Source organism: Psychrobacter sp. M4, from assembly GCF_055699795.1.
This window is the reverse complement of sequence record NZ_CM146740.1, coordinates 1,481,321-1,493,848: the sequence shown is the minus strand read 5'-3', so window position 1 is coordinate 1,493,848 and position 12,528 is coordinate 1,481,321. Positions and strand designations below refer to the sequence as shown.

At 42.2% G+C, this 12,528-nt stretch carries 10 protein-coding genes and 1 other RNA gene; 2 read left to right on the top strand and 9 right to left on the bottom strand.

The window, feature by feature from the left end; genetic code table 11:
* Window positions 1-27: 27 nt before the first annotated feature.
* The 5 genes from gloB to ffs form a co-directional block, all read right to left on the bottom strand.
* Window positions 28-807, bottom strand: a complete 780-nt coding sequence (gene gloB / locus ACR63N_RS06180; RefSeq protein WP_367103329.1) for a hydroxyacylglutathione hydrolase — start codon at window positions 805-807, stop codon at window positions 28-30.
* Between the two features lie 63 nt (window positions 808-870).
* The gene (locus tag ACR63N_RS06175; protein ID WP_367106012.1) at window positions 871-2,703 is read right to left on the bottom strand and encodes an extracellular solute-binding protein; all 1,833 of its coding nucleotides are present in this window, start codon (window positions 2,701-2,703) and stop codon (window positions 871-873) included.
* A gap of 235 nt (window positions 2,704-2,938) precedes the next feature.
* Window positions 2,939-4,084 carry a 3-phosphoserine/phosphohydroxythreonine transaminase gene (gene serC, locus ACR63N_RS06170; RefSeq protein ID WP_472782596.1) on the bottom strand — a complete coding sequence of 382 codons (1,146 nt, stop codon included), beginning with the start codon at window positions 4,082-4,084 and terminating at the stop codon, window positions 2,939-2,941.
* Between the two features lie 70 nt (window positions 4,085-4,154).
* Entirely contained in the window at window positions 4,155-4,946 is a 792-nt protein-coding gene (locus tag ACR63N_RS06165; protein WP_367103331.1) for a DNA polymerase III subunit psi, read from the bottom strand.
* A 242-nt stretch (window positions 4,947-5,188) separates the two neighbouring features.
* Window positions 5,189-5,285, bottom strand: an RNA gene (gene ffs / locus ACR63N_RS06160) — signal recognition particle sRNA small type.
* A 141-nt stretch (window positions 5,286-5,426) separates the two neighbouring features.
* Here ffs and ACR63N_RS06155 point away from each other — a divergent pair.
* Window positions 5,427-6,143, top strand: coding sequence for an SIMPL domain-containing protein (locus ACR63N_RS06155; protein ID WP_367103332.1), 717 nt, complete (start codon window positions 5,427-5,429; stop codon window positions 6,141-6,143).
* Between the two features lie 150 nt (window positions 6,144-6,293).
* Here ACR63N_RS06155 and icmH read toward each other — a convergent pair whose 3' ends face one another.
* The 4 genes from icmH to ACR63N_RS06135 form a co-directional block, all read right to left on the bottom strand.
* Complete coding sequence (gene icmH / locus ACR63N_RS06150) at window positions 6,294-7,106, bottom strand: type IVB secretion system protein IcmH/DotU (protein WP_367103333.1); 813 nt, start codon at window positions 7,104-7,106, stop codon at window positions 6,294-6,296.
* Window positions 7,107-7,218: 112 nt separating this feature from the next.
* Window positions 7,219-8,565, bottom strand: a complete 1,347-nt coding sequence (gene tssK, locus ACR63N_RS06145) for a type VI secretion system baseplate subunit TssK (RefSeq protein WP_367103334.1) — start codon at window positions 8,563-8,565, stop codon at window positions 7,219-7,221.
* A gap of 9 nt (window positions 8,566-8,574) precedes the next feature.
* The gene (locus ACR63N_RS06140) at window positions 8,575-9,330 is read right to left on the bottom strand and encodes a hypothetical protein (protein ID WP_367106013.1); all 756 of its coding nucleotides are present in this window, start codon (window positions 9,328-9,330) and stop codon (window positions 8,575-8,577) included.
* A gap of 55 nt (window positions 9,331-9,385) precedes the next feature.
* Complete coding sequence (locus ACR63N_RS06135) at window positions 9,386-10,483, bottom strand: M15 family metallopeptidase (protein WP_367103336.1); 1,098 nt, start codon at window positions 10,481-10,483, stop codon at window positions 9,386-9,388.
* A 367-nt stretch (window positions 10,484-10,850) separates the two neighbouring features.
* Here ACR63N_RS06135 and ACR63N_RS06130 point away from each other — a divergent pair, with 367 nt between their 5' ends.
* Window positions 10,851-12,476, top strand: a complete 1,626-nt coding sequence (locus ACR63N_RS06130) for a hypothetical protein (protein WP_367103337.1) — start codon at window positions 10,851-10,853, stop codon at window positions 12,474-12,476.
* Window positions 12,477-12,528: the final 52 nt, after the last annotated feature.

Genomic DNA, 12,528 nt, shown 5'->3' with positions numbered 1-12,528 from the left:
GCGGCTAATAGTAGAGACTAAAAGCGCTTAAAAATTATCTTTTAGCTCACGCAGGGCAGCAAATACCGCTAAAGGCTTATCACTATCGACATTAGCCTTAGCCTCAACCCCTGCTATAACGCTAGGTTCTTTGATACGTAAAAATACATTGACCGCACGTTCATGCGCCAAGGTTACCGGCAATGTGGGCACGTCTGCTGCCATTTTTTCTTCTGCTTGCGCCAAAGCCTCTTGCATCGCTGCATTGTCAGGCTCAATTGTCAAACCAAAGCGCAAATTATTGGCGGTATATTCATGAGCCGGATACAACAGCGTATCAGCAGGTAACTCATTCAAACGCTTAAAGCTGTCATAGAGCTGCTCAATGGTGCCAGTAAAAACACGGCCACAGCCCGCGCTAAATAGAGTGTCACCGCAAAAGCAGTGCTTGTGACCATCAACATCTAAGATATAAGCCATATGAGTCGCAGTATGACCGGATATATCCCATATTTGTGCTGAGCAGCCCCACGCGCTAACCGTGCTACCATCTTTGATGGTTTGATCTTCTTCTACACCATGCTCGCTATGAGCGACGATATGAGTCATCGGGAAATACTCTTGCAACTCCATAACCCCGCCAACATGATCATAGTGATGATGCGTCGTCCAAATCGAAGTCAGATCCAAGCCATGCTCTTGCATATAAGCGACTACCGGCGCAGACTGGCCCGGATCAATGACAATAGCTTGTTTGTTATTTTTATTAATTAGTGTCCAAATATAATTGTCAGTAAATGCTTTGATCGGATGAATTTGAATACTCATGTGAAATCCTTATAGTTAACTTACAACTGGTAGTTTATAACTAAGTTATGATTAAAATTTTTACTACCGTTTTAAATAGCTGTTTACGCGCGCTTCCGCCTCTTTATCTACCCACCAGTAATCAATGCCAATGGCATTAGTAGGTAGTTTGTCAACATGACGATACTGATCCCAGTAAGCCACATTGGTTTCAGATTTACCATAGAGTGGTACTAGATAGTGACCCGCGCGCAGCAAACGATCAAGCACCTTAGTATACAATACAATCTCTTCACGGTTCTTAGCATCACCAAGTCTCTCTATTACTTGATCAATCGCCGCGTTTTTAATACCAATCGTATTATGATTACCCGCCTCATCAGCTGCGCTACTGCCCCAAAACCCTGTTTGCTCAGCGCCTGGTGATAAGCTTTGCGCAAAGACATCGACAGCCATGTCATAATCGAAACGCCGCATACGCTCATAATACTGTGGCCCATCGACTTGACGTAAGGTAGCATCAAACCCTAGGCGTTTCAAATTACGAATATAAGGCAGCAAAACCCGTCCCATAGTCTCGCCTGTCATCAGCATCTCAATCTGCGCCGGTGTGCCATCAGGCTGATACAGCTGCATATCATCGTAATAAAAACCAGCATCTAGTAACAGTTGCCGTGCTTTTAGCAATCCTTGACGATTAAAGCCGCTACCATCGCTAGTCGGCACTTGCCACTTCTTTAATACCCCTTGACGCTGAATCGGTTCAAGCTTGGCAAGCAGCGATTTTAATACTTGTCTCTCAGTTTCTGAGGGTGTACCTGTTGCCGCCAGCTCCGAGCCATGAAAAAAGCTTTGCAAACGCTCATATTGATTATGAAACAAGGTCTTATTCATCCACTCAAAATCATAAGCGTGGCTGAGTGCTTGACGAACGCGAATGTCTTGAAACAAAGGCCGGCGCATGTTCATAATCAGCCCTTGCATGGGTACTGGATTTTGATTTTTTATCGACTCTTTTACAATAAGACCCGCTTTTGCTGCTGGAAAGTTATAGCCTGTTGCCCAGTTCGAGGCTTTATTTTCAGGACGAAAGCGATATTGACCGGATTTGAAACCTTCAAAGGCGATCTCATCGCTTTGATAATAGACAAACTTAATCATATCAAAATTATAGCGACCACGATTGACCATCAAATCACGGCCCCAATAATTAGGATCACGCACATAGCTGACTGAGCGCCCCGCTTCGATACGTCCAAGCTTATAAGGACCACTACCCATAAGCGGGGTCAAACTAATTTTTTCAAAATCAGTGTCAATGGAGGAGCTTGCAAAAATAGGAAACTGACCAACCGTTAATAAAATCTCCTTATTATCAGCTGAGGCAAACACAAACTTAACTTGCTGCTCATCAGTGATTTGTACTTCTTTTATATCACCAAGATAGCTACGAATGTACATAGGCCCTTTGGTTAAGAGCGCATCAAAAGTAGCTTTGACATCGCTGCTTGTCACTGGCGTACCATCCCAAAACCGCGCCGCTGGATTTAAATGATAAATGATCCAGCTCGTATCTTCTGGATCATAGGTGACGTGACTTGCCAGTTGCGGGTACATGGTAAAGGCTTCATTTAATGAGCCCGTCATCAACGTATCATAAAGATAATCAGTACCAATCACCGGTACACCCGTCGTCATCCATTTATTAGTGCTATTGAAAGTACCACTTGCTTGTAAAGATAACGTCCCGCCTGTTGGGGCATCGGGATTGGCATAAGGTAAAAACGGCGCATTGACATATTCAGCCGTACTATTATGTGCCAGCGCTTGCGCCTTAATAGGTGTAGCATTAGCGATTAATATCGGGCTGGTGGCAGTTATTAGTATAACCGCTGCAATAAAGAGGTTTTTTAACATAGGATTTTTATCATAATAAAAGCTAGTAAAGCCATGTCGATGCTCTATTTTGCTAAACTGAGAATTTTCATCATAACAAATTTCGCTTTTTTAACCTAATGGTTTGCAGTTACAAGTAAAGTAAAAATGGCATGCCTCACAGGATCTAAACGCCCAACAAAAAAGGCACAACCGTTGTTAGCTGTACCCTATGTATTCAAATAGCAAACGTTAACATAAGCTCATAAGCTACTATCTAACCATGCTTTTGCTCAAAATCTTGCATAAAATCAACTAGCTGCTGCACCCAATCAAGTGATACCGCATTATAGATACTGGCGCGCATGCCACCAACATCACGATGACCTTTTAGGCCTAAGAATCCTGCTTTTTCAGCTTCTTCCAAAAACACTTTATCAAGGCTACTGTCAGCTAAAGTAAAAGGGACGTTCATAATGGAGCGATATTTAAGCGCCACTGGATTATTATAAAAAGCGCTATCGTCGATGGTTTTATAAAGTAGATCCGCCTTTTGCTGATTGATTTTATAAATAGCCTCAACTCCGCCCTGTCCCTCTAACCACTCGAATACCAACCCTGCCAAATACCAAGAGTACGTCGCTGGTGTATTGGACATGGATTCTTTTTCGGCTTGATGTTCGTAGTTCATTAGTAGCGGGCACCATTCGCTGGCCTTACCTAATAAGTCTTCACGAATAATGACAATTACTAACCCTGCAGGACCGATATTTTTTTGTGCGCCAGCATAAATCATCCCAAACTTTGATACATCCACAGGATGCGACAGGATAGACGATGACATATCCACCACGAGCGGCGCGTCAACTTGTGGCGGCTCAAATATCTGCAGACCATGAATAGTTTCATTCGCACAGTAGTGAAAATAAGCAGCATCCTGACTGGTATCCCAAGTGCTAGGATCCGGCACATCAGTAAAATTACTGTCTTTGCCGCTAGCGACCACATTCACCTCGCCCAAACCAAGCTTGGCATAACGCTGAGCTTCTTTAATTGCTTTGCCTGACCAAGCACCGGTGGTTAAATAATCAGCGCGGCCACCATTTAGTAAATTTAGCGGAATGGCTGAAAATTGCAAACTTGCACCGCCTTGCAAAAATAGTACTTTATAATTATCAGGAATAGCCATCAACGAGCGCAGCTTAGCCTCAGCTTTTTCGGTGACCGCCATATAGTCTTTACTACGGTGACTCATCTCCATTACCGATACACCGCGACCTTGCCAGTCGAGCAGCTCTTGTTGCGCGCGCTGCAGCACCTCAGTCGGTATCGTTGCAGGTCCAGCGCTAAAGTTAGGCAGGCGATGCGGCATGGACTTACTATTAGTGTTATTCATAGCAGTATCGGTAGCGTTGGTCATCATTACAGTCCTATGTGGGATAAAAGGTAGGTAAAAAGAACTAGAAAACATTGTATAACAGCTATTTATAGGTTTATTGAGATATTTGTTGCCACAAATTACGCTTAAGAGTGCTATCGGTAAGCATCTGATCTAAGCTCGGTACGTCTATAAGATTAGGATGGGTCAATCCGTCCGGCAACTTAGTTAATGCTGCCACCTTGATATCTTCGCTTCTACCAATCTTAAACAGGTATCCGGCCAGGCTGGCATTGGCAAGCTCAGTGGTATCCATTCCTGCACAAATAGGAAAAGATGTGGTCTCACAGTTCAATGATAACGCTTGGGTGATATTTTGCCAGAGCTTTTGGCTATCATTGTTGAGGGCTTGGATATCGACCATCAGCACCCAATCGCCATAGCGTGCTCCTTGCAAGTCAAAGGGCGCGACCTTATCAAAACTGGCCTCATTTTGATTATCATCAGAGATTACCTCTAAACTCTCATTTTTAACAGGCGCTGTAGCTTTGTTTATCAGTGGTTCAACAGCTTGCTCGACATCTTCTGGCGTTACTATAGACATGCTTTTAAAGTCTACACTGTCTACTTCTGCAACCTCAACAGCCGTATTGTTAAACGTAGGACTATTCTCCTCATCAGTGATAGAAGCGTTATCATCATTGTCTTCAAACTCAGTCTGGAAAGCTGCAGGTTGATATGAGGTTAGTTGTTGAGTTGCTAACTCCTGCTCTACGGATGCTGAGATCTCATCTATCACTAGCGTTGGTGAGTCTGCTTGCACCCACTGCCCTATCCCCATCATCGCCAGGATTTGACGCTGCTGTATTTGACGTTGTTTTAAGATAAGGTTTTGAGTATCGCTCATGGGTTGGTTATTTTCCTACTGACTTAGAAATAGGGTTACAGACTTATTGTTATCGTAGCGTCTAACCTGCTGTTATGCAATATGTTGGCTGGAGTCCATGACGATTATAAGCTATTTGGTCACAATAGTAATAAGTAGTAAGAGATAAAAATTTAACCAAAAAAAACCCTCTATCTGTAAAAGTAAGGGCTTAAGGGTTGTGTATTAAATAACTTTGACAAATTTTAGGCAAAAAAAAGCGACTCCATCAGCACATCCTCGGCACACATTGAATCTACTACCGTTGCTACCTTCCGGTCCTGGCGGGATTCATAGAACAATGTTGCGAGGCTACCAATGGAGCCACCAGTTGCAGATTATACAAGATTTCTATGCTAATACAACCCCTGAAGCAAAATTATTACGCCAAAGCAAACAAAAACTGGTAATCTACTATAGTGACTTACCCAATTACTTTTGTATATTTTTTAGGAGAAAGTTATGAAGACCATAGTAATAAAAAAAATAGCGCTTGCTTCTAGTAGCGTTTGTTTACTGGCAGCAATGACAACTAGTGTTTATGCTGAACCTACAGGCTATAACCAAATTAGCTTTCAAACCGAGGTAAAAGAAGAGATTGCTAATGATGAGATAAACGCTAGTATGTACAAAAAGGCACAAGCAGCGGATGCAAAGTCATTAGCGAGAACTTTAAATACTTCCATCAATAATGCTTTGAGAATAGCCAAACGCTACCCTAGTGTCACCATCAGTACCGGACAACAAAACACTTATCCTCGTTATGACAAAAATGACAAAATTATTGGCTGGACAGGACAGGTAAATATTGATCTAAAAAGTACGGATTTTGCCGCAACTAGCCAACTGATAGCTGATTTGCAAGAAACCTTAGTCATGAACAATTTGAATTTCGGGGTATCAGAGGCTAAAAAAGACGCGCTTGAGCGAAAGCTTATGACTGATGCCTCACGCGCCTTTCAGCAACAAGCCAAAAACCTAACTCGCGCATGGGATGCTAGCGGCTACCGCGTCATTAATGTCAGTCTCAATACGGGTAACAACTATCCGCGCCCTATGTACAGTATGGCAAGTGCTAGATCAGAGATGGCTGATGCACCAGTACCTAGCCAAAATTTTGAGTCCGGTAATAGTACCATCTCAGTCACGGCTAATGGCACTATTGAGCTGGCTAAATAGTTTAAAAAAAGTAGCATATAACAGTCAAAACTATAGCAGTATTTGACCCTCAACCCTACATAAAATCCCCTTTTGGGGATTTTTTCTTGCGACTTTAAAACTACATTGTACTGAAAAGACATACTGCATAGCTTTAATAGAACCATTTATTTAGGGTAAAAATATGGAAATATGCGCCTGCTCTTTATTCTCCTGAATCACGCTACTATAGGCTGAGAGCTGATCATCAGAAAAGCTATTGGTAAACTGCCACATGGCGGCAAATATCACGCTTAACAATACCGCCATTACCGCTAGAATAACCCAAAGCGGCGTCTCGCTAGTCAAGGTATGTTTGATTTGATCAGGAATAGCCCAAAACGGTGAAAATTCATTTTTGTTACCGCGCAGATGCTCAATCTCATCGCCCAAGCGCGAGATAAGGTAGCGAATCTTTTCAGGCGCTTCTAAGCGATACTTGCCCTGAAAGCCAAGCAGCATCGCATAGTGATAAACCTCCAAAGCTGGCAGACGCTTTTCGCCTTGTTCACGCAAAGTATCCAAGCGCTCAAAGAACTCATTGCCAGCAACCTGAGAGCCGAACAAATCCAGCTGTAAAGGATTAAGCTCCCACGCATCTTTGAGCGTCTGAAATTCTGGCTCTTGTGAGGTCATAATGGTCTCATCAATGAGCGCACAATAAGCGTACTTGGCTTCATAAATGTCTTCTGACAAAAAGCCTTTTTTGCGCGCATTGGCCTCAAACTTATCCAAAAAGTCGTATATCTTTTGGCGAAACTGACGCGGCTCGGTACTAAAATAATGGTTACGCAGTAAAAAAACCAGATAAAAGCCGTCATACATAATATCAACAAGTGATTGACTGCTGATACGTCTATCAAGCCCCTCTGCCGAAACTTTGGAGGCGACTTCACCTGAATCTAGTAGTGAAGGCGCAGAACTTATTGAATTATTGCCAGTCATGAGTGTTCCTACTGCTTATTATTTTAAAGGTATATATCGATGCATCGCCTCTTTACTATATACAGAGAGATGCTTATTAAAAGTTATTCAGCAAAAATGTTATTCAACAAAGCTACTGCACGATAGCCATCAGCTCAATTTTCAGATCATCAAAACCATTTGGTACATAAATACAGATAGATTCAGATTTTATCATCTCATCGTACAGCTCCCCTATCGGCTCGATAGTAAAGTAGCTAAATCCAGGTCTTACTGGAATCGCGCTAGGGACTTGAGTGACATGTGAGATCGGAGTGCCGGGTAGCGCTGACAACACGCGCTTCTCTACCGCATCAGGCGTGGCTATCTTGAAACGACGTGGTACGATATCGATCAGCTCATGCATCGGTTGCGATGAGCTGACAGATAGATACAACTGTGTGCTTCTCGTAATCTTATCGCTACTAAGCTCTCCTGTGTAGTAAGACGGCTTGCTTTGACGTAATGGAATAGAGATAAAGTTGCTGGCAATCACGGTGTTTAGCAGCTCACGGATAATCATAATGATACTAATAAAAGACTCATTGGCATTATCGTGATAATAGGCTGGCAAATCACCCACCTTGTACAAGGAGCTAAACGTAGCCAATTGACTAGCGACATTCAATAACGCTTCATAAAGTCGTTCTGGATGTAACTTGGCATGATTGTACAAATGACTGAGCTGCGAGTAAGCCGTATTTAGGGTATGTAGCAACCAAAAAGAGGCGATATCTGAGGAGCGGAATTCTAATAAATCATTGTTAGACTGACGATGATGATCGTATAAGGAGCTAGATTTGGTGTTGATCATGGTCATCAAACGGTAGACTTGACTGACCAGCGCAGGGTTGCTCGCGATATGAACACTAGGGACGATATAATCTTCATCAACTTGATAGATACCTTGAGTGGTGCGATTCAATTTGGCGATAAGTAAAGACACGGTATCTTGACTGAGCGCCTGTGCAGAATGACTCAGCTGCAAGCTTGGTGACAGTTTTATAACGTCAATGACGGCTTCGGCAGCTTCGCTATATAAGTCTTGCGCCTCAATAGCGCCGCGTACATAGCGCGCTGGATTGTCACTGTGCGGGCTTTGTATATTATTGCCACCACTATGCACAATCTCTAAGCTTAAAAACACAAACACCTCATCGCCATTATCTTGCGTATCAAGGGTAATGGCTTTAGGAAGTGCATCAGTGCGCGGTGCTTGGTATATCGTACCATCTGGCAATATACCGTAGAGGCTTTGCACGCTTAACAAATTACTCTCTAAAAGCTGCTGATCGATCTGCACATCGGCTATGCCATAAGCATAAGGATGCATCAGCTTCATACCAAGCGCTCGCTGCGAGTCATGATGATTGTCTTGAATCTGGAAATGCTGCGGCCGCAAAAACAGCCCCTCTCCCCATAATACTCTGTGTTTACTCAAAGCAATCTCCTACAAGCAACTGACTAGTGGCTGCTGGTAATGTTTAAGTTTGATGGTGAATGTAGGTGCTAATTCTGGATTGACCCCCTCAACGAGGGTCACATCACAGGCGCCTACATTGATGATAAGTGGCGTATCAAAGTCGATACTACTGATCGGTATCAGCAGCTGCGAGCGCTTTTTGGTGTATCTTAGACCCACTTTAATAGCGATGAAATTGGCTTCTTGCGGAACCGTAAGGGTCAAACTGCTATCGCGATTGGGAATAATACTAACTTCTTTAAAGGCCAGCTCTTCAAGCTGTGTAAACTGACCTTCTTCTTCTAAAAACGCAATATAAGCCGTACTGGCTGTGCCTTGTTTACTGCGCCCAGCATTGGCGTTGATGGTGGGTTTGATAGTCAGGGTGAGCTGTTGGCGTTTTAGTTGTTCTTGCAAGATTTGCTGTTCTGCGCTCATAGCTTCGAGTTGTTGCTGCTGCTGCGCAAGCTGGACTTTGAGATCTTGTAAATCATCGTCAGCGTAACTTAAGTGACTTGCGCTATTGATGCTCTCTTTATCGTTAATAATGGCGTTTTTTATCCTATCAGAAGTCGGTAATTTATCAGTTAGCACTGATGATTTGCTAAGAGATGCTTGGTTATTTAACTGGCTGGCTTGACTGCCTATCTGGCTACTTGTTTGACTGAGCGGATTGCTACTACAGCCGGCTAACAGAGCGCTAATCACCCAACTGACTGCTATTATTTTTATTGATAATGACATACATCTGTCCGTATTTTTAAGTGGCTATTTTAAATTCATTCAATGCTCTATTTTGTTATTGACTGGTTAAAAGCTCCGCCATCTCTGGGCGTCCAAGCACGCCTTTTTTGCGCAGCTCAACATGACCAAGATCCATCATTCGCCAGTCACCTCCCCACACAAGTCCGGCCGATTTAGCTACTTTACCATATAACTTATATCCTTGCATCGCCCAAGGATCTTTTTCGCTAATCACAATTTTGCCATTTCTAATAAAGGCACTATCCCCAGCAAGACCGAACTGATGATAGCTTTTATACGAGCCAGCTTTGGTCACTTGAGACCCTTTTTTGAGAAGTCGAGCTTGTCTTTCAGGGCTGCGATAGCCCTCTAGTAGCACCATGTCATAACCGTACTGATCACTCATTACTTTATATACAGTCAATAGTCGTTGGACGAATTCAGAGTTCATCTTTTTCCAATTGCGATCAGCGTTTTTGATATTGATGTGACCATTATTTATATGTGATGTCAGGATGTCACCAGAGTAACCGCTGGTATGATCTTGAACGTTTAGATCAGATAAATCAGGTTCAGGCAATATAAGCGCTCGCCCAGCTTGCGGCGCCTCAGTAGTATCAGGCCAATACCCTTCCTCAATTTGCGTGGCTTGATAACTTGCAAGCTCAGCTTCAAGCTCAGCAAACAGCTCCTCTGGTGGTGGTGGCGGTGGACGCAAGCGCTCCCCCATTAATAGCTGATTGATTTGTGAGTTGGCGGTACTAACTTTGGAATCTTGAACGTGGTACACCTCAAGAGCGTTGTTCGAGATAAGGGCATAGCACAGCCCCGCTGTCGCCGCGATAATGAGCACAGACAGTGCAGAGATAACAGAAACTTTAGAAAAATCAGTACGAGATAAGCGGTTAAGCGTTTTCTTAAAACGAGGCAACATCCCTATCACCACTAATTTTATTGACGATCCTTTAAATTTATTTGTAGCTAAACGCTTAACAGCTTCTTTTGCCTGATTATTTTTTAATTTATCGAAGAGTCGTGCACAAAGTTGCCGATCAAAAAGCATGACGATGACGACAACAGAGATCAAGGTAAAGACAAAAATGGCTAGATAAATCATAAAGTAAGTGACGACTACATTTACTAAAGCTGACATAATTGTACTATTTTGTTCAGTCATAATATATAGTCAGTCGTAATTATTATTAGAACATTATTTCTAACGATACCTTAACCCTTATTACACATAAGTTTTATTGAATAAATAATCTAAACGAAATCTGCCACTTAGTTTCTAAATCGAAAATCTATTGATTTTACTATGCCTAAATAGTGAACTTAAGTAGAAAATATAATTAAAATACTCTAGAATAGATAGTCTTATACTATGCAACTTTGTTGATCTTTATAAAACTGCAGGAGTAAATCAACAGAGCAGTAGCTAAGTACATAAGTCAAATAAGAAAAGGGGATTTGCACCAGTGGCTGCAACAAGAATAATAAGGTATGGTCGCTTAATCTTTATGATGCTGTTAGCTGTCTACCTTATATTGGCCTGGATGTACTTTAAGGACAATGCTGAGCAACTTAATTCTTCTGGTTTGTTGTTGTGGTTTATGGTCATTCCACTGCTGTTTATTGGCGCTATCGTAGCGACAAAATGGTGGCAAAAAAGAATAGATCACAAAGAAAGTGATGAGCCTAAAGCTGCTCATGAAAAGACAAGCGTGCAGACGCATGATACTTATAAGCTATTTATACACAGTAGTGTTAGTCTGCCTGAAGGCAGCTCTTGGTCTGAAGTCATTAACAATCAAGAAGATCTTACCTCACTAAGTGATACGCTAACTGATTTTGATGGCCTGCCGCTACTCACAAAACCTATTGCAGGTTTAACAGAGCCAGAACCACTGCCCTATTATGATACATATAATGAAGAGACAACAGATACAGATATTAGTCCGTTGACCTTACGCTTATACGCTTTACTTGATGAGCAGCTCTCCTTAAATGCAGGTCTATTATCAAGGCTGGCCCAATACTTTGCTGCTTATCAGCCCCCTGCTAATGAACCTAATTCTGCTGTCCATATCCACCCTGAGTGGCAGCAGCGTTACTTGATTAGTGCTGATTTCAGCGCTCATGAAAGTGATGCCGATAATACCTTATTTAATACTACAAACATAGCACCTGCGAAACTGTCTATCTATTTGGTTCTACCTGCTAGCGCTGATGCCACGCTACTAAGCATGGCTATAGAAGAACAAATGCTGGCACACGGTATTCCTAAAGCACGATTCTTTATTACTCCTGTTACTACTGATATTACTGATGAGCCAGATGCAATAGCGTCGACTACTCTACAAACCCCTATCGATTTTATCAATGCCCATTTGCTGCTCTTATCACAATCTACCGATCCTGAGATTTGCTTGTTACTTATTGCTGACTCGCAAATTAATGAAGCATGGCTGGAAGAGCAGTTGACGGCTACTGATTTTTCAAACGCTACCGATTCAGCCAATCCCTCTAGCCTTGTTCCCACTGAAGCTGGCGCGTTATTAACGTTTTATAATCAAGCAGCTCAAGACGTGCTCAACATTGATAGTAGCACCGCCTTTTTATTCACCAAGGTTAATGAATCTAACGATACGACTAAAAATGGTACAGCGAATACTAATAGCTTTATTACTCAGCGTCTAAGCTACTCTAGGCATCTAAACATTGTAAGAGATTTACTCGTTGATCATTCGTTCTCCTTAACCCCAACAAACATAGCGGAGTCAAAAACGACTGATTTCTCCATAATAAATAATAAAAAAATAACGGATAAGGATAACAAAACTAAAGTTCTCTTTTATGAAAGTAATATTACCGCTATATCTGATATCAATCCAGAAGTGCAACCTTATGATACGTCCGTATTCTCAAACTTTACCGAAGCCTTCATTGAGCATGGCGCGCTCATAAATACCTATCATTTAGGCTCATACATGACAGCAAATGTTTGGTTAAAATCGTTCATTAGTCTGTCATTATTTGTTAGCCTAGTTTATGATGACCAACAAGAGTCCGAAGAAATATTTTTAATTACCCAGCATCAGCATTCTTGCTTGCTATGGACAGTAGACGCTAAACCGACAATTTAAATGCAGCTATTGATAGCGTAGCGACACTTTATTTTTATAAAAACTCATTATT